This is a genomic window from Pseudomonas sp. ICMP 8385 (assembly GCF_002699915.1).
GTDB classification, from domain to species: domain Bacteria; phylum Pseudomonadota; class Gammaproteobacteria; order Pseudomonadales; family Pseudomonadaceae; genus Aquipseudomonas; species Aquipseudomonas gessardii.
This window is the reverse complement of sequence record NZ_LKBY01000093.1, coordinates 49,482-74,701: the sequence shown is the minus strand read 5'-3', so window position 1 is coordinate 74,701 and position 25,220 is coordinate 49,482. Positions and strand designations below refer to the sequence as shown.

Annotated in this window: 19 protein-coding genes; 5 read left to right on the top strand and 14 right to left on the bottom strand. The window is 61.2% G+C overall.

The features are described from left to right. Nucleotides 1-67: 67 nt before the first annotated feature. On the bottom strand, nt 68-898 hold the full coding sequence (locus AO268_RS12090; RefSeq protein WP_141562807.1) for a hypothetical protein: 831 nt from the start codon (nt 896-898) through the stop codon (nt 68-70). A 183-nt stretch (nt 899-1,081) separates the two neighbouring features. On the opposite strand from AO268_RS12090, the gene AO268_RS12085 reads away from it, so the two are divergent. Continuing rightward, a complete protein-coding gene (locus AO268_RS12085; RefSeq protein WP_076964703.1) occupies nt 1,082-1,486 on the top strand; it encodes an antitoxin Xre-like helix-turn-helix domain-containing protein in 405 nt (134 codons plus the stop codon). Further along, the gene (locus AO268_RS12080; RefSeq protein ID WP_099168819.1) at nt 1,480-2,172 is read left to right on the top strand and encodes an RES family NAD+ phosphorylase; all 693 of its coding nucleotides are present in this window, start codon (nt 1,480-1,482) and stop codon (nt 2,170-2,172) included. Before AO268_RS12085 ends, AO268_RS12080 begins: the two co-directional genes overlap by 7 nt. Nucleotides 2,173-2,181: 9 nt before the next feature. Here AO268_RS12080 and lldD read toward each other — a convergent pair whose 3' ends face one another. Next, nucleotides 2,182-3,324 carry an FMN-dependent L-lactate dehydrogenase LldD gene (gene lldD, locus AO268_RS12075; RefSeq protein WP_076964705.1) on the bottom strand — a complete coding sequence of 381 codons (1,143 nt, stop codon included), beginning with the start codon at nt 3,322-3,324 and terminating at the stop codon, nt 2,182-2,184. A gap of 108 nt (nt 3,325-3,432) precedes the next feature. Between lldD and AO268_RS12070 the strand changes: the two genes are divergently transcribed. Together AO268_RS12070 and nadA are read left to right on the top strand one after the other, a co-directional pair. Continuing rightward, nucleotides 3,433-4,326: a LysR family transcriptional regulator gene (locus AO268_RS12070; protein ID WP_076964706.1), complete on the top strand. Its 894-nt coding sequence runs from the start codon at nt 3,433-3,435 to the stop codon at nt 4,324-4,326. A 154-nt stretch (nt 4,327-4,480) separates the two neighbouring features. Beyond that, a complete protein-coding gene (gene nadA, locus AO268_RS12065) occupies nt 4,481-5,539 on the top strand; it encodes a quinolinate synthase NadA (RefSeq protein WP_076964707.1) in 1,059 nt (352 codons plus the stop codon). A gap of 127 nt (nt 5,540-5,666) precedes the next feature. On the opposite strand, the gene AO268_RS12060 is transcribed toward nadA, so the two are convergent. The 6 genes from AO268_RS12060 to gcvH all read right to left on the bottom strand — a co-directional run bounded on the left by AO268_RS12060 (nt 5,667) and on the right by gcvH (nt 12,837). Further along, nucleotides 5,667-6,155 carry an RDD family protein gene (locus tag AO268_RS12060; protein WP_076964708.1) on the bottom strand — a complete coding sequence of 163 codons (489 nt, stop codon included), beginning with the start codon at nt 6,153-6,155 and terminating at the stop codon, nt 5,667-5,669. 96 nt (nt 6,156-6,251) lie between these two features. Further along, complete coding sequence (locus AO268_RS12055; RefSeq protein ID WP_076964709.1) at nt 6,252-6,464, bottom strand: cold-shock protein; 213 nt, start codon at nt 6,462-6,464, stop codon at nt 6,252-6,254. A gap of 388 nt (nt 6,465-6,852) precedes the next feature. Further along, the gene (gene gcvT / locus AO268_RS12050) at nt 6,853-7,977 is read right to left on the bottom strand and encodes a glycine cleavage system aminomethyltransferase GcvT (protein WP_099168818.1); all 1,125 of its coding nucleotides are present in this window, start codon (nt 7,975-7,977) and stop codon (nt 6,853-6,855) included. 39 nt (nt 7,978-8,016) lie between these two features. Next, nucleotides 8,017-9,393, bottom strand: coding sequence for an L-serine ammonia-lyase (locus tag AO268_RS12045; protein ID WP_076964711.1), 1,377 nt, complete (start codon nt 9,391-9,393; stop codon nt 8,017-8,019). 200 nt (nt 9,394-9,593) lie between these two features. Continuing rightward, on the bottom strand, nt 9,594-12,443 hold the full coding sequence (gene gcvP / locus AO268_RS12040) for an aminomethyl-transferring glycine dehydrogenase (protein WP_099168817.1): 2,850 nt from the start codon (nt 12,441-12,443) through the stop codon (nt 9,594-9,596). Nucleotides 12,444-12,453: 10 nt separating this feature from the next. Next, nucleotides 12,454-12,837, bottom strand: coding sequence for a glycine cleavage system protein GcvH (gcvH, locus tag AO268_RS12035; protein WP_099168816.1), 384 nt, complete (start codon nt 12,835-12,837; stop codon nt 12,454-12,456). 335 nt (nt 12,838-13,172) lie between these two features. Here gcvH and AO268_RS12030 point away from each other — a divergent pair, with 335 nt between their 5' ends. Further along, a complete protein-coding gene (locus AO268_RS12030; protein WP_099168815.1) occupies nt 13,173-17,855 on the top strand; it encodes a hypothetical protein in 4,683 nt (1,560 codons plus the stop codon). Here the strand turns inward: AO268_RS12030 and AO268_RS12025 are convergent, their stop codons facing one another. The 6 genes from AO268_RS12025 to arcD all read right to left on the bottom strand — a co-directional run bounded on the left by AO268_RS12025 (nt 17,856) and on the right by arcD (nt 24,925). Continuing rightward, nucleotides 17,856-19,364, bottom strand: coding sequence for a sigma-54-dependent transcriptional regulator (locus tag AO268_RS12025; protein WP_076964715.1), 1,509 nt, complete (start codon nt 19,362-19,364; stop codon nt 17,856-17,858). 224 nt (nt 19,365-19,588) lie between these two features. Next, nucleotides 19,589-19,951, bottom strand: a complete 363-nt coding sequence (locus AO268_RS12020) for a DUF5064 family protein (protein WP_076964716.1) — start codon at nt 19,949-19,951, stop codon at nt 19,589-19,591. A 62-nt stretch (nt 19,952-20,013) separates the two neighbouring features. Then, on the bottom strand, nt 20,014-20,943 hold the full coding sequence (gene arcC / locus AO268_RS12015) for a carbamate kinase (RefSeq protein WP_099168814.1): 930 nt from the start codon (nt 20,941-20,943) through the stop codon (nt 20,014-20,016). A gap of 182 nt (nt 20,944-21,125) precedes the next feature. Further along, nucleotides 21,126-22,136 carry an ornithine carbamoyltransferase gene (locus AO268_RS12005; RefSeq protein WP_032862522.1) on the bottom strand — a complete coding sequence of 337 codons (1,011 nt, stop codon included), beginning with the start codon at nt 22,134-22,136 and terminating at the stop codon, nt 21,126-21,128. A gap of 69 nt (nt 22,137-22,205) precedes the next feature. After that, a complete protein-coding gene (arcA, locus tag AO268_RS12000) occupies nt 22,206-23,462 on the bottom strand; it encodes an arginine deiminase (protein ID WP_076964717.1) in 1,257 nt (418 codons plus the stop codon). Between the two features lie 35 nt (nt 23,463-23,497). Next, nucleotides 23,498-24,925, bottom strand: a complete 1,428-nt coding sequence (arcD, locus tag AO268_RS11995; RefSeq protein ID WP_029296320.1) for an arginine-ornithine antiporter — start codon at nt 24,923-24,925, stop codon at nt 23,498-23,500. Nucleotides 24,926-25,220 lie beyond the last annotated feature (295 nt).

Here is a 25,220-nt window from a genome sequence, read left to right as displayed (position 1 = left end):
ATTATTACCTTTGGGGCTATTTATGACAATTGGCTATCTGTCCCTTGGGGGAGGTGGGCTTGGTTGTTTATTTCGTAGCGCTGCGTCCATTCATCCACGGGCTGTAGTCCACCTGCACATAACCCAGGGGCAGGCCTTGAGGGTAGTTGGCAAACCCCGGCATCTGCCGCAGGTCCAGCCGTTTGCACTGCGTGACGAGGCGTTGTTGCAATGCGCTATCGACCTTGAAGCCCTGTGAGCGGTACGGGCTCTGATTCAGGTTGACCATGCACTCACTCACTTTGCCCTGTGCATCGGCGATGAGGTGGAAGCTGGCGACGCCAATGCTCTGGACGTCATGCCCGATAAACAGTTGTTCACGGAAGAAACGGATCTGCCGGTAGAGGTCGACCCGCTGGTTCTGCAACCGTTGCTGTTCTTCCGAAAGCCCGATCATAGGGCTGAACACCATGGGCGCGACAATCACCTGGGTGTCCTTGGCATCGGTGAAAGCCTTGGGCGAGACCTCGGGAAACAGGGTGGTCCAGCACAGTTCGGTGACCAGTTGGGCCAGCTTGGCCTGGCGCAGGTTGTTCTGGCTCATGTTGGGCAGTAGGGTCCCGCGTTTGACTGAGCAGTCCACCACGTGGTTCTGCGCGTCAACGGTCATGATCAGGTTCATCACGCCTGTCAGCCCCTGTTCATTGGCGGCCAGGGCATAGCTGCGCAGTATCGTTTGGAATGTGGTGGTGAATTTTTCGTACTTCTGTTGTTCCAGTGCCTGTTCTGCCGCCGAGGCTGCTGCCTGCTCTGGCGTTTGGCTCTGGCAGCCGGACAGTGACAGCAGGCTTGCACCGAACAAGGCCAGCAGCCAGCGGGACGAAGAAGACGGGTTGAATTCCATTTCTTGGGGGCTCATACACAAATAGATGGGAAAGATAGACGGGAACCATTCTCACCCATCAGGCAGTAAAGTGCGATTTGAAATCAAAAAAAGCATTTCACTGGGGCTTTTGGTTGTAAGGGCTGATGTACGCTGATTTGCTCTATAGACTCACTTTATCTATATTTGAATCTGTGGATTTATTTTGAGGTGGCAACCATGAGCCTGGCCCTCCAAGCACAACCCTTCACCCGGGAGCAATGCGTCGCCGGACTCCGGGCGGCGGTGAGCATCCTGGAGAAATGGCAGGCCAGCAGCGAGCAGGCCTGCCGCATCCTGCGGATCTCGCGCAGCACCTACACCCGTGCCCGGCAGCGCGATGTCGCGTGGTCCGTGAGCCTGGATTCCGACCAGATGCAGCGCATCAGCTTCGTGTTGAACATCCACGCCACGCTGCGCATGGTGTTCGATAACCCCGAGAATGTGTATGGCTTTGCCGCGATGGCCAACGACAACGCGTTTTTCAACGGGCGTTCGCCCCTGGAGATCATGGCCCAGGGCGATATGATTTCCCTGTACGAGACCTTCCGCCACATCGATGTGTTACGTGGCGCGCAATGGTGAGGGTGAGCCAGTTGGGCGATTTGCCCGCGGGGCAGTTGCAGGCCTATCGCCTGGTCAATTCCAAATTCCCGCCGATTGCGTTGTTTGACGATGTGGCGGATGCCGATGAATTTGAGGCGCTTTATCAGATCCAGGCCCTGACCAACCCGCGGCTGGGCAATGAGGTCGGTCGAATCGAGCTGATACCTCGTAGGGAAATTCCCTTTGGGATTGTGGGATGTTCCTACGCGATTGCACCGTTCACCCACGTCAATCCGGCAGGATCGCGTTTCAGTGATGGGCGCTTTGGCGTGTTGTACCTGGCGGCCACGGTCGAGACCGCGCTGGCCGAGGTGCGTCATCACCAGAACCAGTACTGGTCCGGGGTCCACGGCCTTAACTATGAACGCTTTGTCTTTCGCGGGCTGTCCTGCACCTTTGCCGGCGACACCATGAAGGACGCGACGTCGATGCCGATAAGCGACCCGATCTACGACCCAGACGACTACAGCCACGCCCAGCGCCTGGGCGGCGCGTTGAAGAAGGCCGGTTGTCCCGGCCTTCGTTACCGGTCAGTACGCTCGGAGGGCGACCACTGCTGGGCGTTGTTGACCCCCAGGCCGGTGTTGTCGATGGTCCAGGCCGCCCATTACGAGATGGTCTGGAATGGGCACATCACCAGTGTCAGCAAGATCAGCGAAGCCTGAGGCTCGGGGTCAGATCTTTCCGCGAACCAGGATCGACTCATCGATCTGTGCAATGGACGTGACCCCGGTCAGGGTCATGGCCACGCGCATTTCCTTGGCAAAGATATCCAACAGGTTTTCCACGCCACGTTGGCCATCGGCGGCCAGCGCGTAGGCGGGTGCTCGTCCCAGCAATACGCCCCGGGCGCCGAGGGCGAGCATGCGTACCACGTCCAGCCCCGAACGCACCCCGGAGTCCACCAGTACCGTGAGGTCGCTGCCAACCGCCTGGGCGATCTCGGGCAAGGCCTTGGCGGTGGACAGCACGCCATCGAGTTGGCGGCCGCCGTGGTTGGACACCACGATGCCGTCGGCACCAAAGCTCACCGCATCCTTGGCGTCCTGTGGGTCGAGGATGCCCTTGATGATCATCGGGCCCTTCCAGAATTCACGGATCCACTCCAGGTCCTTCCAACTGATGGAGGGGTCGAAATTGGTGGCCAGCCAGCCGATGTAGTCTTCAAGGTGGGTCGGTTTGCCCAGGTATCTGGAGATATTGCCCAGGTCATGCGGGCGCCCCATCAGCCCCACATCAAACGCCCAGGCCGGTTTGCTCACGGCCTGCAACATGCGCCGCTGGGCGGCGTACGGGCCGGACATGCCGGAGTGGGCATCGCGGTAGCGGGCGCCGGGGGTGGGCATGTCGACGGTGAACACCAGGGTTTTCACCCCGGCGGCTTGCGCACGCTCCAGGGCGTTCTTCATGAAGCCGCGGTCTTTCAACACATACAGTTGGAACCAGATCGACTGTGCGGTCTGGGACGCCACTTCCTCGATCGGGCACACGGACACGGTCGACAGGCAAAAAGGCACGCCTTTATTGGTTGCCGCGTTGGCCACCTGCACTTCCCCGCGCCGGGCAAACATGCCGGTCAGGCCCACCGGGCTCATGACCACCGGCATCGCCAGCGGTTGGTCGAACAGGGTGGTCTCCAGGCTCAGGCTCTCGACATTGCGTAGCACGCGCTGGCGCAGGCTGATATCTGCCAGGTCCGCACTGTTGGCCTTGAGGGTGTGCTCGGCGTACGCGCCCCCGTCAATGTAGTCGAACAGGAAGCGCGGCAGTTTGCGGCGTGCGGCTTCGCGGTAATCCGATGCGGACGAAATGATCATGAACAGTGAGGCCCCGGAATAAAGAAAACGGTGGGTGGAGGATAGTCAAAGGCATTCCATGGTAAAAACAACTTTTACAACTTCATTCAAGTCGCAAATGGAATAGTCATGAACCTGCGAACCCTGAGAGCCTTTGTCGAAGTGGTGCGCCAAGGCAGTTTCTCACAAGCGGCCGAGATGGTTTCGCTGACGCAATCGAGTGTCAGCAAAGCGGTCAAGACGCTGGAGGAGGAGTTGGGCACGCCGTTGTTCAGCCGTATCGGTCATAAGAGCGAACTGACAGCCGCCGGTGAGATTGCCTACCGCCGCGCCCTGGTGTTGCTGGCCGAGCGCAGCGACCTGGTGGCCGAGATCAATGACCTGCTGGGGCTCAAGCGCGGCGTGTTGCGCATTGGCTTGCCGCCGGTGGGCAGTGGTGAATTGTTTGCGGCAATGTTTGCCGTGTACCGCCAGCGTTACCCGCAGATCGAGATCGAGCTGATCGAGCACGGCAGCAAGAAGCTGGGCGAGTGCTTGCAAGCGGGGGAGGTGGATGTGGCCGCCCTGCTGGTGCCGGTGGAGGGCGAGTTTGAGTATCAGGACGTACGGGTCGAGCCGTTGATGGTCGTGCTGCCCAGCAGCCACCCATTGGCGGGGCGCAACAGTGTGGATTTTTCGGACCTGTCCGACTCGCCTTTCATACTATTCGAGGCCGGGTTTGCCCTGAATCGCATCATTCTTTCCGCCTGCGAGCGCCGGGGCGTCTCGCCGAAGGTTTCGGTGCGCAGCGCCCAGATCGACTTTATCGTCGACCTGGTGGGCGCGGGCCTGGGCGTCGCCTTCCTGCCGCGGATGCTGGCCTACAAGCACCTGCATGCCGGCATTGCCCTGATCGCCCTGGATGAGCCCCAGACCGACTGGCATATCGCCCTGACCTGGCGGCGTAACGCTCACCTGCCGCCGGCTGCACGGGCCTGGCTGGACCTGGCCAGGGAAATGGGCAATGTTCCTGTGCCATATTAGGCTTTTGAATCCAATCGATATTCTGTAGCCTTGCGCAGCTTCACCTTAACCCGTGCTTGATGAACACAATCACTTCGTCCGGCGGCGCCCGAAGGGCTCCAGAGCCGGTGGTACACTCGACTTTCGCGCAACTGCGCCTGCAGGTCTTGCGAACATGACGCAAATTTCCGAACGCCTTCTGGTCCAAGCCCACCTCGATGCCAAGCAACCCAAGGTGCTCAGTGCCGAGGAAGAGGCAAGCTTACGTTCTGCCATTGCTGCCGAGCTCAAGGCTCAAGACGCGGTGCTGGTGGCGCACTTTTACTGCGACCCGGTGATTCAGGCCCTGGCCGAAGAAACCGGCGGTTGTGTTTCCGACTCCCTGGAAATGGCCCGCTTCGGCGCCGCCCACCCGGCCAAGACCGTACTGGTCGCCGGCGTGCGCTTCATGGGCGAGACGGCGAAAATCCTCACCCCTGAAAAACGCATCCTGATGCCGACCCTGGAAGCCACCTGCTCCCTGGACCTGGGTTGCCCGGTGGACGAGTTTTCGGCGTTCTGCGACCAGCACCCGGAGCGCACCGTGGTGGTGTATGCCAACACTTCGGCGGCGGTCAAGGCTCGTGCGGACTGGGTGGTGACTTCCAGCTGCGCCTTGGAAATCGTCGAAAGCCTGATGGATAACGGCGAAACCATTATCTGGGGCCCGGACAAACACCTGGGCACCTATATCCAGCGCCAGACCGGTGCCGACATGCTGCTGTGGGACGGTGCCTGCATCGTCCATGAAGAGTTCAAGTCCAAGCAGCTGGAAGACATGAAGGCGCTGTACCCGGACGCGGCGATCCTGGTGCACCCGGAGTCGCCGACCTCGGTCATCGAGTTGGCCGACGCTGTGGGTTCCACCAGCCAGTTGATTGCGGCGGCGCAGCGTTTGCCGAACAAGACATTCATCGTTGCCACTGACCGCGGCATTTTCTACAAAATGCAGCAACTGTGCCCGGACAAGGTGTTTGTCGAGGCGCCCACCGCCGGCAACGGCGCAGCGTGCCGCAGTTGCGCGCACTGCCCGTGGATGGCGATGAATACCCTGGAGCGCACGTTGCAATGCCTGCGGGAAGGGAGCAACGAGATCTTCGTCGAACCCTCATTGATCCCCCATGCCGTGCGCCCGCTCAAGCGCATGCTGGACTTTACCCAGGCGGCACGCCTGAAGCTGGCGGGCAACGCCTGATCCATGCCTGACGCAGTAAAAGTGTGGGAGCGGGCTTGCCCGCGATAGCGGTGGAACAGCCAGAGATGCATTAACTGACAGACCGCAATCGCGGGCAAGCCCACATTTAGATCTCATTGGCCTGGGGCTATTTCTTTTTCTTTGGGATTCGCACCAGCTGCGTGTCGGAATAGATGTCATGCCAGGCGCGTTTTTTCTTGTCCACCAGCGACCAGATAAACCCCAGCCCCGCGCATAACCACGATGCAATCGACACCACAAAACGCAACAGCGCCTGCCACAGGCTGATGCGCGAGCCGTCGGCATTCTGCACGCGCACGCCCCATACCTGCATGCCCAGGGTCTGCCCGGAATGGGTCCAGAACTTGGCAAAGAAGCCAAACAGCACAAAAAACAGAATTGTCGACAGCAACGGATCACCGTCCAGGGCGCCGGACTCCGAGAGTGTGCGCATCTTTGCTTCACCCACAAAGGCGATCCACACCAGCTTATAGAGGAGGGCGGTGACGATCAGCAGGGCGGTACACAATAGGAAGTCATAGAACATCGCTGCCAGACGACGGCCCAGGCCAACGGCGGGGAATTCGCCTTGGGGGCTTAGCAGGTGTTTCGACATGGCTCGGCTCTCTGGAGGAAAAAAGCCATTTTACGGACAAACGCACATAAAAAAGCCCCTGATGTCATCACCAGAGGCTTTTTGTCGCAGTAAGGGTCAGCCTTCCGCGAGTACTTCGTCCGCCTGCATGCCTTTTTGGCCCTGCACTGCAACGAAAGTCACTTTCTGGCCTTCTTTCAGGCTCTTGAAACCATTGCCCTGGATAGCGCGGAAGTGGACGAACAGATCCGGACCGCTTTCTGGAGTGATAAAACCAAACCCTTTTTCGTCGTTAAACCACTTGACGGTACCGCTCTGACGATCAGCCATTTTCTTATTTCCTTGACGCTAAAAATTAATGACAGCCCCTTTCACCTGAAAGAGTACTGGGCTGGATTGCAGGAAAGTAAGAGACGTCGAACGGGTTGTAGCAGACTTTGGCTACTGCCCAGGTCCAGGTTTCAAGCGACCCATGCAAACACAGTGGGCAAACTCTACGACAACTAACAAGGAAAAAACAAGCCCTCTGCAAGCCACGTATTTACTCGCCTTTATGACACTTCGGTCAGAAATGTCACGCTGTCATATTCGATAGTGTGGGTCACTTGTTATAGGTTGATCGATATAACATTGACTATCGTCAGTGCACTTTTTAATGGCGGTCGTGTTACAGATTAGTGCAAATGAACACAACCGCGTTACTTATAGGAACAGTCAATCAGCCACGGTAGTAACGTTGTGGCACGAATGGCATTTTACTTACGCGAAGAGGCACCTTTTTCCCACGTACCAAGGCGCTGACTTCGCTATCCAACACAGTAAATGCCGTGTCGAGGTAGCCCATGGCGAGCGGGCCGCCGAGGCTAGGGCCAAAGCCGCCGCTGCACACGCGGCCGATCACGCTGCCGTGTTCGTCGACAATCTCTGCTCCTTCACGCACCGGGGTACGCTCCTGGGGCAGCAGGCCGACGCGTTTGCGGCTGACACCGGTTTGCTGTTGGGTGAAGATCCGGTCTGCGCCCGGGAAACCACCGGCACGCGCACCGTCAGCGCGACGGACCTTGGAAATCGCCCACAACAGGCTGGCTTCAATCGGCGTGGTCTCGGTGTTCATATCATGGCCATAGAGGCACAGGCCGGCTTCCAGGCGCAGGGAGTCGCGGGCGCCCAGGCCAATGGCTGCCACTTCGGTTTCGGCCAGCAGGCTGCGGGCCAGGCTTTCGGCACTGGCCGCGGGCACCGAGATTTCAAAACCGTCTTCGCCGGTATAGCCGGAGCGGCTGACATAGCACTCCACCCCCAGCAGGCGCAGGGGCGCGAACTGCATAAAGGTCATCTTGGTCACTTCCGGCGCCAGGCGCGCCAGCACCTTCACCGCCGCCGGGCCTTGCAGGGCCAGCAGGGCGCGCTCTTCAAACAGTGGCTCGATCTGGCATTGTCCGCCCAGATGCTGGCGCAGGTGTGCCAGGTCCTGGTCCTTGCAGGCGGCGTTGACCACCAGAAACAGCTCGTCGTTACCCAGGTTGGCGACCATCAGGTCATCGAGGATGCCGCCCTGGTCATTGGTGAACATGGCGTAGCGCTGCATGCCCACGGGCAGGTCGATGATGTCCACCGGCACCAGGCTCTCCAGGGCCTTGGCGGCGTTGGCACCGGTCAGGCGGATCTGGCCCATGTGCGACACATCGAACAACCCGGCCTGTTCACGGGTGTGCTGGTGTTCTTTCATCACGCCCAGGGGGTATTGCACCGGCATGTCATAACCGGCGAACGGCACCATGCGTGCGCCCAGTTCAAGGTGCAGGGCGTGCAGCGGGGTTTTCAACAGGGTTTCGGTGGACATATTCAGCTCCTGAAAAACGTGCTGGCGCGTTTATAAGCATCAGCACTCGATAATGTTGACGGCCAAACCGCCACGGGCGGTTTCCTTGTATTTGCTTTTCATGTCGGCGCCGGTCTGGCGCATGGTACGGATCACCTTGTCGAGGGACACGAAGTGCTGCCCATCGCCACGCAAGGCCATGCGCACCGCATTGATCGCCTTCACCGAGCCCATGGCATTGCGCTCGATGCAGGGCACCTGCACCAGGCCGCCAATCGGGTCGCAGGTCAGGCCGAGGTTGTGTTCCATGCCGATTTCGGCGGCGTTCTCCACCTGGGAGACCGTGCCGCCCAGCACTTCGCACAAGGCTCCGGCGGCCATGGAGCAGGCCACGCCCACTTCGCCCTGGCAGCCGACCTCGGCCCCGGAGATCGAGGCATTTTCCTTGTAGAGGATGCCGATGGCGGCGGCGGTGAGCAGGAAACGCACCACGCCGTCTTCATTGGCCCCGGGGATAAAGCGCATGTAGTAATGCAATACCGCCGGCACGATCCCGGCGGCACCGTTGGTGGGAGCGGTGACCACGCGCCCGCCGTTGGCGTTTTCTTCATTGACTGCCAGGGCATACAGGTTGACCCAATCGAGTACCGACAGCGGGTCGCGCAGCGCCGATTCCGGGTTCTTGCACAGCTGGCGATGCAACGCCGCCGCCCGCCGCTTGACCTTCAGGCCGCCAGGCAGGATGCCTTCGTTGCGACAGCCGGCGGCCACGCAGTCCTGCATGACCTGCCAGATTTTCAGCAGGCCGCTGCGGGTCTCGGCTTCCGGGCGCCAGGCGCTTTCGTTGGTCAGCATCACCTGGCTGATGGACAGCCCATAGGTGGTGCAATGGCCAAGCAAATCCTTGGCGTGCTTGAACGGGAAGGTCAGGGGCGTGGTGTCTTCGACGATCCGGTCGGCGCCGGCAGCGTCTTCATCCACCACAAAACCACCGCCCACCGAGTAGTACTCGCGGCTGCGAATCTGCAGGCCGGCAGCGTCAAACGCACGAAAGATCATGCCGTTGGGGTGATAGGCCAGGGGTTTGCGAATCATCGCCAGGTGTTCTTTCTCGTTGAACGCAATGCTGTGTTCACCGAGCAGGTTCAAGCGCGCGTCGCTGCGCATCTGCGCCAGGCGCGCGGCCACGGTTTCGGTGTCGACGGTGTCCGGGTGTTCGCCTTCCAGGCCCAGCAACACGGCCTTGTCGCTGCCGTGGCCTTTGCCAGTGGCGCCCAGTGAGCCATAGAGCTCCACCTTGATGCAGGTGGTGGCGTGCAGCAGGCCGTCACGCTTGAGGCCCTCGGCGAAGCGGGCAGCGGCACGCATCGGGCCAACGGTATGGGAACTGGAGGGGCCGATGCCAATCTTGAACAGGTCGAACACGCTTAAAGACATGAGTGGTTCTCCGGTTTCTTATTATTGAGCGCAGATTTTCGGTTGTACCCGATCCCTGTGGGAGCCGGGCTTGTGTGGGAGCTGGCTTGCCTGCGATGCAGACACCTCGGTCTATCAGTAGCTCCGAGGTGAGGCTATCGCAGGCAAGCCAGCTCCCACACAAAGCCAGCTCCCACACTGACTGCATCTCTTCAGTCAGATCATGCGTAGCTCTCGATCGACGGGCACGCACACACCAGGTTGCGATCGCCAAACACGTTGTCGACCCGGCCCACCGGCGGCCAGTACTTGCCGTCGATCAACGAGGCTACCGGGTACACCGCCTGCTCGCGGCTGTACGGGTGGCTCCATTCACCGACGATTTCAGCCGCCGTATGCGGGGCGTTCTTCAGTGGGTTGTCGTCCTTGTCCAGGGTGCCGTTTTCCACCGCGCGGATCTCTTCGCGGATGGCGATCATGGCGTCGCAGAAGCGGTCCAGTTCTACCTTGGATTCGCTTTCGGTCGGCTCGATCATCAGCGTGCCCGCCACCGGGAACGACATGGTCGGTGCGTGGAAGCCAAAGTCGATCAGGCGCTTGGCCACGTCATCCACGCTGATGCCGCTGCTGTCCTTGAGCGGGCGCAAGTCCAGGATGCACTCATGGGCCACCAGGCCATTGCTGCCGGTGTACAGCACCGGGTAGTGCTCTTCCAGGCGCCGGGAAATGTAGTTGGCATTGAGGATCGCCAGCTGCGAGGCGCGCTTGAGGCCCGTGCCGCCCATCATGCTGATGTACATCCAGGTGATCGGCAGGATGCTCGCGCTACCAAACGGCGCGGCACACACCGCACCTTCCTTGCGTGCCATGGCTGCGTGGCCGGGCAGGAAGGGTGTGAGGTGCGACTTGACGCCAATCGGGCCAACACCCGGGCCGCCACCGCCGTGGGGGATGCAGAAGGTCTTGTGCAGGTTCAGGTGCGACACATCGCCGCCGAACTTGCCCGGGGCGCACAGGCCGACCATGGCGTTCATGTTGGCGCCGTCGATATACACCTGGCCGCCGTTGTCATGGATGATCCCGCAGATTTCGCGGATGCCTTCCTCGAACACGCCGTGGGTCGACGGGTAGGTGATCATCAGCGCGGCGAGGTGCTCGCGGTGCTCGATGGCCTTGGCGCGCAGGTCTTCGATGTCCACGTTGCCCCGGGCATCGCACGCGGTGACGACCACGCGCATGCCGGCCATGTTGGCGGTGGCCGGGTTGGTGCCGTGGGCCGACGACGGAATCAGGCAGATATCGCGGCGCTCTTCGCCACGGCTCTGGTGATAGGCACGGATGGCCAGCAGGCCTGCGTACTCGCCCTGGGCGCCGGAGTTCGGTTGCAGGGAGATGGCGTCGTAGCCGGTGGCCGCGCAGAGCATGGCTTCCAGTTCGCGGGTCAGTTGCAGGTAGCCGGCGCTTTGTGCGGCCGGGGCGAACGGGTGCAGGGCACCGAACTCGGCCCAGGTCACCGGGATCATTTCACTGGCGGCGTTGAGCTTCATGGTGCACGAGCCCAGCGGGATCATGGTGCGGTCCAGCGCCAGGTCCTTGTCGGCCAGCTTGCGCAGGTAGCGCATCAACTCGGTTTCCGAGTGATAACGGTTGAATACCGGGTGGCTGAGGATCGGCGACTGGCGCAGCAGCGCGGCGGGCAGGGTGCTGTCGACGCTGGCGGCCAGGGCGGCGAAGTCCGGCAGGGCCTTATCGCCTGCCAATACGCGCCACAGGTTTTCGATATCGGCCTGGGTGGTGGTTTCGTCCACCGACAGGCCCAGGCGTGCCGCGTCCACGACGCGCAGGTTGATGCGCTGGGCGCGGGCCTGGTCGTGCAGGGCGGCGGTGTGGGCGCCAGTGGCCAGGGTCAGGGTGTCGAAGAACGTGGCTTGTTCAACCTTGAAGCCCAGGGCGCCCAGGCCTTTGGCGAGGATCGCGGCCAGGTGATGAATGCGCGTGGCGATCTGCACCAGGCCTTTGGGACCGTGGTACACCGCGTACATGCTGGCGATGTTGGCCAGCAGTACCTGGGCGGTGCAGATGTTACTGGTGGCCTTCTCGCGGCGGATATGTTGCTCGCGGGTCTGCATGGCCAGGCGCAGGGCCGGCTTGCCGAAACGGTCCACGGACACACCGACCAGACGCCCCGGCATATCGCGCTTGAACGCGTCCCTGGTGGAGAAGTAAGCGGCGTGCGGGCCACCGAAGCCCAGCGGCACGCCGAAGCGCTGCGCACTGCCGATGGCCACGTCGGCACCGAACTCACCCGGTGGGGTCAGCAGGGTCAGGGCCAGTAGGTCGGCGGACACGGCCACCAGGACGTTGGCGGCATGGAAGCGCTCGGTCAGTTCGCGGTAGTCGAACACGTCACCGTTGCTGGCCGGGTATTGCAGCAGGGCGCCGAAGAAGGCGCTGACGTCGGTCAGTGTGTGCTCATCGCCCACTACCACCTCGATGCCCAGCGGCTCGGCACGGGTGCGCAACACATCGAGGGTCTGCGGGTGGCTGTGCACGGAGGCAAAGAACTGGTTGCTGGCCTTGTTCTTGCCCAGGCGTTTGCAGAACGTCATGGCCTCGGCGGCGGCGGTGGCCTCGTCGAGCAGGGAGGCGTTGGCGATCGGCAGGCCGGTGAGGTCGCTGATCAGGGTCTGGAAGTTCAGCAGCGCTTCCAGGCGGCCTTGGGAGATCTCGGGCTGGTACGGGGTGTAGGCGGTGTACCAGGCCGGGTTTTCCAGGAGGTTGCGCAGGATCGGCGATGGCGTATGGCAGTTGTAGTAGCCCTGGCCGATATAGGTCTTGAACAGTTGGTTCTTGGCGGCGATGGCCTTGATCGAGGCCAGGGCATCAGCCTCGCTCAGGCCGTCGCTCAGGCCCATCACGGCGGAGCCCTTGATGCTTTCCGGGATCACGCTGGCGCTCAGGGCTTCGAGGGAATCAAAGCCCAGGGTCGCGAGCATCTGTTGCTCGTCGTCCGAGCGCGGGCCGATGTGGCGGGCGACAAATTCGTTGGCGGTGCTCAAATTAACAGTCATGGCGCGCTCCTCAGGCTTGGGCGTTGGCTTTGATCAGACGGTCGTAGGCATCCTGATCCAACAGCTTAGCTACCGCCCCGGCATCCGCCGGTTCAAAGCGGAAGAACCAGCCTTCGCCCATCGGATCCTCGTTGACCAGCTCCGGGCTGTCGCTGAGCTGGTCGTTGACTTCCAGCACTTTGCCGGTCAGGGGCATGTACACGCCGCTGGCGGCCTTGACCGACTCCACGGTGGAGGCTTCTGCGCCCTGGTCGTAGGCCTGCAACTCTGGCAGTTGCACAAACACCACATCACCCAGCGCATTCTGTGCGAACGCGGTAATACCCACGGTGACGCTGCCGTCGGCTTCGACACGCAGCCATTCGTGATCTTCAGTAAAACGCAATTCGCTCATGGAAACTCCTCAGGGCCAGAATCGTCTGGTGGACGGGATTGGAATGGGGAAGTCCATAGCAAAAATGCGGCCAATATAAATTTGTTGTTACAGATCAATAGGTTGCGAAGAGTGGGCGGTAGTGCAATGCAAGGGGCTGTAGCGAAATCGCTACGGATCGGCGGTGCAAAAAAAGCCTATTTGGATCAAAGCCTTGCGTAGCGAAGGGGGATCAGGTGTGTATTGAAAACGTTCCGCTGTAGCGTTTTCGATACGGGCAAAGGTGGATTTATGTAGCGCACGCTGTGGCAGGTGACGGCTTATTTTGCCGTGATCGAATGTTAAGGACACGTGGCATGAGCAATCCAATCGGGGCACTTCAGGGCCGTTCACAGGTCGATGCATCCCGCGACTACCTGAGGCGCCTGTTTGCCCAGCGGCCAACGTTGACGCAGGTGGCCGAGTCCATGATCCAGGAGTGGATCACTGCGTGGTTCCCGGCTTCCGGTTTGCAGGCCGACATCACCTGGATCGGCGTGCACCCGCCCGCTCGGGCGGATGGCCTCGGCTATACCCAACTCACGACCTTGAGTGACGCCCTGATCAAGCGCTGCATGAGCCGCGACGTGCTCAATTACGTGGCCGGTCATCATTGCGTGTTGGTCAACTCGCTCACCCTGGGCCTCGTACCGTTCACCGGTGCGGTTGCGGTCCATGATATTGCGTTCATGCTCAACACCCTGGCGCCCGAGCTGCTCGATGGCTTTACCGCACGGCTGGTGGCTTATTGGAACGCGCCTGTTCCCGACGACACGACGTTGAGTCGCTGGGGCGCCGTTGGCAGGCAACTGCGCGAGTGCCTGCTCACCGCCCGGCAGAACCCGGCGCTGACGCCGCTAGAAGGCAAAAAGCTGCTGGGCCTGGGGGACGGGCCACAGGAACTCTGGGCCTACCAGGTGGATCGCCAAGTGCTGGGTGGGGAGCATGTGCTGCGGATTTACCAGGTCTATGCCGGCCACGAGGGACAACCGGGCGAATGGCTGCCGCTGCTGGTCCTGCAGCGCCAGGTGGCGCAGCAACAGGTCAACCTGGTCTATGTTCCTGCGATGAGCGTGCTCAAGCTCACCACGCAGGATGAGTTGGGCAACCTGCTGCCACGCTACATGAGCAACTACATCCCCGGCCTGCTCGTCAAATGGCTGCTCAGGGAGCCCCAGGGCGATGTCTTCGATGCCCAGGCCCAGGCCTTGCTGGAGCGCCAGTTAAGGGCACTCAGGCAAATCGACTGGTCGGCACTGCCCGAGGTCGACAGCTACAAGCGCCTGCTGCGCAAACTCACTGCGCCCCAGGTCTGGTTCGAGGCCGACTATGTCCAGCAACCCCACGAAGAACAGCTGCCGGTATGGTTGCAGGCCGCCAGCGAGGCCGACCGGCAAACCTACGGCCAATGGCTTGAGCGCCTGGCGCACTTGCACAAACGCACGGGCGGTGCGTCGTTCCTCGACGGCCTGGACCCGATTGACGTGTATGCCCGCAAGGCGCTGCAACGTCAGATGCGCCTGGATTACCCGCAAGCCGTCCCGATCGACCCGGATGATTGCCTGCTGACATTTGAACGCACCCAAGGCGCCACGGTGGGCTGGACGGAGCGTACCACCAAGACCCTGACCCTCTGGGCGCTGGAAAACCCTTTCGCCACGCCCTACGCCAATGTGCAGATCAGCCATCAGGCCGCGCCGGGGCACTTGCCGGCCAGGTGGCTTCAGCCGGGATACCTCAAGCGGCTTATCGACACGGTCGATGTGGGCCGGCATTACCCGGCGCTGCTCAAGCAGGCGTTGCTGTCGGACCCGGCCGAGTCGGCGCGCCGACGGCAATTGTTTGTCGAGCAAATGGCACTCCAGCTGCCTTTGCGTGCCCTGGAGAACAGCCTGCGCCAACGCCATGGGTGGACCCCGTCAGGCGTCGCGGTGGTGCAAGCGGTGCTGCAGCGCGACCCCCTCAAGCGTACCGTCGGCAACCATGTGATCGTGGCCCGGCCCCTGGCGTTTCTCGCCCATGCCGGTGGGGTTGTGCATAAGGCCGATAACCTGTTTGTCATCGGCCCGAGGGACCACAGTGAGCTGCCCCATCTCCTGTACCGGCCCGATCAGGACGAGGCGGCGCTCCAACAGTTTTCCAGCCGCCAGGCGCTGCTTGACGAGATCGCCCGGATGGGCAGCGAGCTACAGGCGCTGGTGCTTGAGCGCCTGAGTGAAAGCAGTCGGGCCTTGTTTGGCAATGGCGGGTTTCTAAACCCCCATGTCCAGCGTTTTCTACAGGGGGATGAATACAGCGAGCAGGCGGTTTCCAGCCCGGCATTGCTCAGTGACGAGCCCGTGCCGGGGGTATTTCTGGAGGCCGTATTCGATGAAAACGCCAGGGGGCTGTGGCAGGCCGCCGAACAGTGCTCCACCTCCGTCGAGGCACTGCGCTGGACGCTGTTCAAAAATAATCTCTGGCAGATTTTCAACGCCTTGCTACCCATGCTGCGGGGGCCGGTGGCCGTGGCCGGGTGGTTGTCCCAGGTGTATGGCAGTTTTCGCGCGGTGCTGGCGCTGCCGGCCGAAGCCAGCCAGGAAGCGTCGGCCAATGCCCTGGCCGAGTTGCTCGGCAGTCTGGCGGGCCTGTTGTTGAGCCCGGTCGTCAGCCTTGATCAGCGCTTGCGCCTGAGCGAGACCCAACCACGCCTTACCGGCTCGCTGGCAACCCCTGCGCTCAGGCATGTGCAGCAGACGCCGTCGACGTTTGCCTGGCAGCGCTCACTGGCGGATGTGACGGGCATGGACTTTTCCTGGGCCAACTCACGGTTACGCCTCGACCCCGCGCAGCGGGCACAGCTTGAGAGCTTGCGCTGGTCGCCGGGGCCTGGCGAGCAATGGCCGGCAACCCCGGCGATCAGTTCGCCAGACAGCCCCGTACGCGGCCGGGTCATGGTGCGGCACGCCAGTGGGGCCGTCAGCCAGGAAGATTACCTGTTGATTGACAGCCACTTGTACGGGGTCAAGCAGGTTGAGGGGCGTTGGCGGGTAGTGGACTTGAGAAACCCCCTGCACATGGGCCCCTGGCTCGGGAAGGATGCGCATGGAGTCTGGAAAGTCGACCTGGGCCTGCAATTGCGCGGTGGGCACCCCAAGCTGTCGGCGGCCAGTCGCCGCGCAAATATCCAGCGTCAGAACCAGATGTTTGAACGTCATTATCAGGAGGCAACGCAGCGGCTGATGGCGGCTGAGCGTGAGGTGGCGGCCAGCGAAGAGCGTTTTGAAGAGGCCCACGGGGCAGACCCGGAAAAGCTCTTTGACCCCTCCCTGCAAGGCCTGCGGGACCGTTATTTAACTGCGCTGGAGCAACAAAACCGGGCGCAGTTCGACAAGCTCGATGCGTTGATTGCAAAGCATGCCAACAAACCCGTGGAGCGGTTCGAGCAGGAGAAGATCCAGCAATTGGAGGATCTTGTCGAAAACCTGCGGGTGCAAATGGCGATGCTGATTACCAAACGCTCGACCGAGGTGTTTCCCAGTGAGCGTCGCAACCAGTTGCATGAGCAGCTGGGGCATGAAGACGTGGCCGTTGTCCAGGCGGCCCACAACACGCTGGTCCAGTCCATGCAGACGATCATTGGCTACAACGAAAAACTGATCGAATTGAGCATCCTGGAGCGAAACAACTATGCCAGGCTGGCCCAAGTGCCAGGGTATGAGTCACGGGCGCAAGCACTGCTCCCTTCTACGCTTGGCACGCCGCTGGACTGGAAATCCCTGCAGGTGAAGGCATTGGGTGGGGTGATCGTACGCAGGCCGCCGTTGCCTGAGGAGTATGACGATTTCATCCGTATCGGGTCGCTGATCGACGAAGCCATTCAGTCGCTCCAGTCACAAAAAGACTTGCAGGACCCAGGCCCGCTGACAGTGCAACAGCGCATCGACGGGTATAGCGCCATCCTGCTCGACTACGACACTACCCAAGCGTCCCTGCGCGAGTATGGCGACATGGCTTCTGACTTGCTTTATGAGGGCAGCGTCGAACGCTTGAGTCGGATGCTCAACGCCTTGGAGCATGAGGCGCAAGGCTCCCTGGCGGCGTTGCTGCGCGAGCGTGAGCGCACGGTTGTGCGTACACCCGGACCCTCGCTGGCCTCTGGCAAACGCTTGATCCGTGACCGCAAGAACCGCTATCTGGTGGGCCAGGTCCGGGCGCGTACGCCGGAATTGAACGAGGACATCGTCGATGTCATCAACCCGGTCGATCAGAGCGTGGTGGCGAGCTTTCGGCAGGCGCCTGGCAGTGATGAGTTCGAGGCGATCACCGAGGCCAGTCCGCCGCCCGTGCGCCCGGTGCGCCCCCTGGAAAAGCTCAAGGAGGATGGGCGCAAGCTGCTGGATCGACAGTCAACGGTCCTTGGGCAAGCCCGCAACGAAGCACGCCTCTCCCACCTGCCCGCCAGTGTCGAGGCCCGAGTATTGCGCCACGCCGGGAAAATCGACGCGGTGGCTGACAAGATCCGCAAGGCTCTGGGGCAAGATAAAGCGTCCGACGCCACGCTGCCCCTGCTCAAGGAACTGGCGCAGGCCTCCAGCCGCCTGGTGGAGCATGGCCGTCTGATCCGCATCGAGATGGTCAAGCGCCTGGCGCCTGATGAAGAAGGGATTGCCTACCTCAAGCGCCAGAATGAGGTGCAAATCCTGCCGATAGAGGGGCGCATTGCGCTCAAGCGGGAGAATGACTTCCTCCAGGAGTATGTGGTCAAGGACACGCAGGGCAAGGTCTTGGCCTACGCCCATTTCCATTACCGCACGCCAGGGGCTCCCAACGCCGAATACAGCGCCGGCCATTTGAAAAGGCCGGAACAACGCTTCATGAGCTTTCGCAGCCTGGCCGACAAGACCGACAGCGATGTGATCGCGATCTACTACTCACGGATCAGCGCCGACATGGCCCAGCAGCTGTTTTTCAGCGCGACGGGGGCGGTGATGCAGCGTGGGCGCCGGGTTTTCTGGTGATCAGGGTTTGCCGGGGATGCCGTACTTGCGCAATCGATGGGCGATAGCGGTGTGAGACGTTTGCAAGCGGTTGGCCAACTGACGTGTCGAGGGGTAGGTGGTGTAGAGCTTTTCCAGCAGGCTGCGTTCAAAGTCCTCCACCGCCTGCTCCAGGCTGGCCACTTCGCCGTCGCTCTGGCGCGCGACCGAGGTGCCGGCGATATCCAGGTCGCCAATGTCCACCAGGTTGCTTTCGCAAATGGCGGCGGCGCGGAAAATCACGTTCTGCAACTGGCGCACATTGCCCGGCCAGCGGTTGCCCAGCAGCGCCGGGTAGGTGCCCGGTGCCAGGCGGCAGACCGGGCGCTGGATCTGCGCGCAGGCCTGCTGCATGAAGTAGCGGGCCAGCAGCAGGATGTCCTGGCCGCGTTCGCGCAGGGGCGGCACTTCCACATTCAGCACATTGAGGCGGTAGAACAGGTCTTCGCGGAAGGTGCCTTCGCTGACCATTTTCTCCAGGTCGCGGTGGGTGGCGCTGAGGATGCGCACATTGACCTTGACCTCGCGGTCGCCGCCGACCCGGCGAAAGCTGCCGTCATTGAGAAAACGCAACAGCTTGGCCTGCAAGTACGGCGACATCTCGCCAATCTCATCGAGAAATACCGTGCCCTGGTTGGCCAGCTCCATCAGCCCCGGCTTGCCGCCGCGCTGGGCACCGGTGAAGGCACCGGGGGCGTAGCCGAACAGCTCGCTCTCGGCGAGGTTTTCCGGGAGGGCCGCGCAGTTCAGCGCCAGGAACGGTGAGCTGTGGCGCGCGCTGATGGCATGGCAGGCGCGGGCCACCAACTCTTTGCCGGTGCCGGTCTCGCCCTGGATCAACAGCGGGGCATCGAGGGCCGCCACTCGTTGCGCACGGGTCTTGAGGGTGCGGATCGCCGGGGACTCGCCCAAAAGTGCGTCGAAACCTTCGGCATGGTCATGGTGCAGGGCCGACAGCCGTTCGCCGATGCGGTTGGGTTGGTACAAAGTCAGCAGCGCACCGGCATCGGTAATCGGCGTGGCGTCCAGCAGCAAGGTCTGGCCGTTGACACTGATCTCGCGCAGGGGCAGGCGAAAGCCATGTTCGAGCAAGGCCACCAGCAGCGCCGGGTCGTCAAACAGCTCGGCGATGCTTTCGCCCGCCGGTTCGCGACCATACAGGGCAATCAGCGCCGGGTTGGCCAGCAGCACCTTGCCGGCACTGTCCAGGGCCAGGACCGGGTCGGTCATGGCGGCCAGCAGGGCGTCGAGTTGCAAGTGGCGGCGCTGGCCGGGAAGGATATCCACCACCGTCACCGCCTGTACGCCCTGCACGCTGAACAGCGCGTCGCGCAACTCTTCCAGCACTTGCACGCTCAGGGTTGGCGCGTCGATATACACGTTGGGCGGGATCATCTCCACCGCATCCAGGTTGAGATTGCGCCCACCGAGCAGGGCCAGGACTTCCTGGGTGATGCCGACGCGGTCGATGAAGCTGACGTGGATACGCATGGGGTGGATGTTGATTCTGCAATGCGGAGGGTGGCCAGTATGCCTTGGAGCAGGGCAGAGGTGAAATCTGACAGGTAACACAGCTCAAAATGTGGGAGCGGGCTTGCTCGCGATGGCGGTGGGGCAGTTAATGCAACTCTGACTGAAACACCGCTATCGCGAGCAAGCCCGCTCCCACATAAGCCCGCTCCCACATTGGGGTCTGTTGTGTCAGTAAAAACCTGTTATTCCAGGTGTTCAGGCTTGATCGGGTCGCCCGGCTTTACATCCAGCTGGTGGCGCACATCCTCGAACATCAGGTCGTACTGTTTATGCATGCTCCCGTTGAGCACCGCGGTTTTCGGCATGCCGTATTTCTGCGCGATGTTCATGGCATGGCGGGCAAAGTCGAAGGCCTGGTCCTTGGGCAGGAAGAATTCTTCCTTGAGCTCTTTGCCCTGCACCGAACCGTGCATCTTGAAGAGCATTCCCTTGCCTTCCTTTGGATCCTGGCTGATTTCATAGTCGATGCACAGGTCGTAGCTGTGATCCTGGGCATTCAACGCGTGGCGTTCAACATGCAAGTGACCGGGTTCAAAAATGGCCATAGGCGTTTCTCCTTAACAAGGCATTGGAGAAGGGCGGCTGCAAACAGCCGCCCGGGGTGTATTTATAAGTAGGTGATGCCAGGTTTTGCCGTGCTGATACGGGTGCCGGCGGTGCCCTGGACAATGGCTTCGATGTCCGAGAGTGAACCGATCACTGCGGTTTTGCCAGTGTTGCGGGCGAACTCGCAGGCGGCCTGGACCTTGGGCCCCATGGAGCCGGCGGCGAAACCGAGTTTTTCCATGTCGTCGGGGTGCGCCTGGCCGATGGCCTTTTGCGTCGGCTTGCCGAAGTCGATAAAGGCCGCGTTGACGTCGGTGGCGATCACCAGCAGGTCGGCCTCCAGTTGCTGGGCCAGCAGCGAGGAACACAGGTCTTTGTCGATCACGGCCTCGATGCCCTTGAGCTTGCCGTTTTCGTCGTACATGGTCGGGATGCCGCCGCCGCCGGCGCAGATCACGATGCTGCTCTTTTCCAGCAGCCACTTGATCGGGCGGATCTCAAAGATGCGCTTGGGCCGAGGGCTGGCCACCACCCGGCGATATTTGTCGCCATCGGGGGCAATCGCCCAGCCTTTTTCGGCGGCCAGTTTTTCCGCTTCGGCCTTGGAATAGACCGGGCCGATCGGCTTGGTCGGGTTCTGGAAGGCCGGGTCGTTGGCGTCCACTTCAACCTGGGTCAGCAGGGTGGCGAACGGCACCTCGAAGTCCAGCAGGTTGCCCAGTTCCTGTTCGATGATATAGCCGATCATGCCTTCGGTTTCCGCGCCCAGCACGTCCAGCGGGTACGGCGAAACCTGGGTGTAGGCGGCGGCCTGCAATGACAGCAGGCCGACTTGCGGCCCATTGCCGTGGGCGATCACCAGCTCATTGCCGGGATGGATCTTGGCAATCTGTTCGGTGGCGACCCGGATATTGGCGCGTTGGTTGTCCGCAGTCATGGGTTCACCACGGCGGAGCAGGGCGTTACCGCCCAGAGCAACGACGATACGCATAATGCAATCCTTCTAGAATTCTGCTTGTGAACACCGGACCAAATGTGGGAACGGGCTTTATGTGGGAGCTGGCTTGCCTGCGATGGCATCACCTCACTAGGTCTGGCAGACCGAGGTGACGGCATCGCGGGCAAGCCCGGCTCCCACATTGACCGTGTTACATCAGTGGGAGCGGTGTTGGGTTACAGGTCAGCCAGCGTCGAAACCAGGATCGCCTTGATGGTGTGCATGCGGTTTTCCGCTTGCTCGAAGGCGATGCAGGCCGGGGACTCGAACACGTCGTCGGTCACTTCGATGCCATTGGCCAGGTGCGGATACTGCTCGGCAATCTGTTTGCCGATCTTGGTATCGCTGTTATGGAACGCCGGCAGGCAGTGCATGAACTTGGTGCGTGGGTTGCCGGTGGCTTTCATCAACTGGCTGTTGACCTGGTAGGGCAGCAGTTGCTCGATACGCTCGGCCCAGGCTTCCACTGGTTCGCCCATGGAGACCCAGACGTCGGTGTGGATAAAGTCCACGCCCTTGACTGCCGCTTTCGGGTCTTCGGTGAGAGTGATGCGGGCGCCGCTTTCTTCGGCGTATTTTTTGCAGCGGCCCACCAGATCATCGTGGGGCCACAGGGCCTTGGGCGCGCAGATGCGCACGTCCATGCCCAGCTTGGCGCCGACCAGCAGCAGCGAGTTGCCCATGTTGTTGCGGGCGTCGCCCAGGTAGGCGTAGCTGATGTCGTGGATCGGCTTGTCTGCGTGTTCACGCATGGTCAGCACGTCGGCGATCATCTGGGTCGGGTGGTACTCGTCGGTCAGGCCGTTGAACACCGGGACCCCGGCGAATTTCGCCAGTTCTTCGACGATTTCCTGCTTGAAGCCACGGTATTCAATGGCGTCGTACATGCGCCCGAGTACGCGGGCGGTGTCTTTCATGCTTTCTTTATGGCCGATCTGCGATGAGTTCGGGTCGATATAGGTAACGTTGGCGCCCTGGTCATAGGCCGCGACTTCAAAGGCACATCGGGTGCGGGTCGAGGTTTTCTCGAAGATCAGCGCGATGTTGTTGCCCTTGAGGTGCTGCTGCTCGGTGCCGGTGTACTTGGCGCGCTTGAGGTCGCGGGACAGGTCCAGCAGGTAGCGCAGTTCGCGCGGGGTGTGGTGTTCCAGGCTCAGCAGGTTACGGTTGTGGATGTTGAACGCCATGATGATTCTCCTTGGATTCGGTAATCGGCCCGTGCGGCATCGGGTGGATGCCGCCGGGGAGATGGTCGTTTAGTAGTCGATAGGGTCGCGGATGATCGGGCAGGTCATGCAGTGGCCGCCGCCACGGCCCCGGCCCAGTTCGCCGGCGCTGATGGTGATGACTTCCACACCGGCCTTGCGCAGCAGGGTGTTGGTGTAGGTGTTGCGGTCGTAACCGATCACCACGCCAGGCTCTACCGCGACCACGTTGTTGCCGTCGTCCCACTGTTCGCGTTCGGCGGCGAAGCTGTTGCCGCCGGTTTCCACCACGCGCAGGGCCTTGAGGCCAAGGGCGGCGGCCACGGTGTCGAGGAAGTTGGTTTTCTCCCGTTGGATATCGATACCGTGGGGCTTGCTCTCGTCAGGGCGCAGGGTGAATGGGACGATCTGGTTGACCACTTCGGGGAAGATGGTCACCAGGTCGCGGTCGCAGAAGCTGAACACGGTGTCCAGGTGCATCGCCGCACGGGACTTCGGCAGGCCGGCCACGATCACCTTTTCCACCGCCTTGTTCTTGAACAGGTTGCGCGCCAGTTGGCCGATGGCCTGGTGAGACGAGCGCTCGCCCATCCCGATCAACACCACGCCGTTGCCAATCGGCATCACGTCGCCGCCTTCCAGGGTGGCGGCACCGTGTTGCAGGTCAGGGTCGCCGTACCAGATCTGGAAGTCGGCGTTGGTGAACTCGGGGTGGAACTTGTAGATGGCGGTGGTCAGCAGGGTTTCTTGACGTCGCGCTGGCCAGTACATCGGGTTGAGCGTCACGCCACCGTAGATCCAGCACGTGGTGTCGCGGGTGAACTGGGTGTTGGGCAGTGGCGGCAGGATAAAGCTTGAGTGGCCGAGGAAGTCGCGGAACATCTCGATGGTCTTGCCACCGAAGCTGCTCGGCAGGTCATCGGCCGACACGCCGCCGATCAGGAACTCGGCGACCTTGCGCGGCTCCAGGCTGCGCAGCCAGGAGCCGACTTCATCGGCCAGGCCCAGGCCAACCGTATCAGCGGTGATCTTGCGCTCCAGGATCCAGTCCAGGGCTTCGGGGATGGCGACAATATCGGTCAGCAGGTTGTGCATTTCCAGCACATCGATATCGCGCTCGCGCATCTTGGTGACGAAGTCGAAATGGTCCCGCTTGGCCTGGGCAACCCAGAGCACGTCATCGAACAACAGCTCGTCGCAATTATTGGGGGTCAGCCGCTGATGGGCCAGACCTGGGGAACACACCATGACTTTGCGCAGTTTGCCGGCTTCGGAATGTACGCCGTACTTAACTTTTTCCGTGGTCATTACAGATCCTCCAGTGAACATAAACAATAAGGGTGTTACAGGGTCAGGAAGCCGTCGTAGAGCCCATAGGCCGCCACCAGGGCGCCAATGACCACTGCGGCGAAAATCAGCTTCTCGACGTTGGTGAAAATCGGTTTGCCCAGTTCACGCTTGGCCTTGGCGAACAGGATCGCGCCAGGGGCGTAGAGCAGGGCGGAGAGCAGCAGGTACTTGGTGCCGCCGGCATACAGCAGCCAGACCGCGTAGATCAGGGCGATGGCGCCAATAAACAGGTCTTTCTTGCGTTCGGCCAGGGCCGCCTCGTAGGTCTCGCCGCGTACCGCCAGCAGCAGCGCGTAGGCCGCCGACCACAGGTAGGGCACGAGGATCATCGAGGTGGCGAGGTAGATCAGCGACAGGTAGGTACTGGCGGAAAACAGCGTGATCACCAGGAAGATCTGCACCATGGCATTGGTCAGCCACAGGGCGTTGACCGGCACATGGTTGGCGTTTTCCTTACGCAGGAACTCCGGCATGGTGTGGTCTTTGGCGGCGGCGAACATGATCTCTGCACACAGCAGCACCCACGACAGCAGCGCGCCCAGCAGGGAGATGATCAGGCCGACGCTGATCAGCACCGCGCCCCAATGGCCGACCACATGCTCCAGTACGGCCGCCATCGACGGGTTCTGCAGCTTGGCCAGTTCCGGTTGGGTCATGATGCCCAGGGACAGCACGTTCACCAGCATCAGGAACAACAGCACGGTGATAAAGCCGATGACGGTAGCCTTGCCCACGTCCGAACGTTTTTCGGCACGGGACGAGAAGATGCTCGCGCCTTCGATGCCGATAAACACCCAGACGGTGACCAGCATCATGTTGCGCACCTGGTTCATCACACTGCCCAAGTCGGGGTTTTTCACGCCCCAGATATCAGCGGTGAAGATGTCCAGTTTGAAGGCGAACAGCGCAATCAGCACAAACAGCACCAGCGGCACGACCTTGGCGACGGTGGTCACCAGGTTGATAAACGCCGCTTCCTTGATCCCGCGCAGCACCAAAAAATGCACGGCCCACAACAGCACCGAGGCACCAATCACCGCCGCCGGGGTATTGCCTTCGCCGAAGATGGGGAAGAAGTAACCGAGGGTGCTGAACAGCAGCACGAAGTAGCCGACGTTGCCCAGCCAGGCGCTGATCCAGTAGCCCCAGGCGGACGAGAAGCCCATGTAGTCGCCAAAACCGGCCTTGGCGTAGGCATATACACCGCCGTCCAGGTCAGGTTTGCGATTGGCCAGGGTCTGGAACACAAACGCCAGGGTCAACATACCGACGGCCGTGATGACCCAACCAATCAGTACCGCACCGACATCGGCGCTGGCGGCCATGTTTTGCGGCAACGAGAAGATCCCGCCGCCAATCATTGAGCCCACAACAAGAGCAACAAGGGCGCCTAATCGAAGTTTTCCGGGAGATTCAGACATTGCGTGACTCCAATGCAGGAGAAGAGAGATCACAGAATAAAACTGTGCGCTATTCAAACAACTGACTCAGATCACTTCATTGGCACATTCCATTGTGAATTAAAGACTTATGAATAAATGCCACAGGCGTATAATCGCCCGGATAAGCATGTCCCAGAGCTTTGGCCCGTTTGGGTTCAGCCTATAGACGCAAGGCGTGGATGTTTGAAGCTAGCCCGTTTTCGCGGATGTGCAAACTTTTTCAAAAGGCTTTGCCGAATACCTCTCATGGATAAACACAAGTGGTATTTAAATT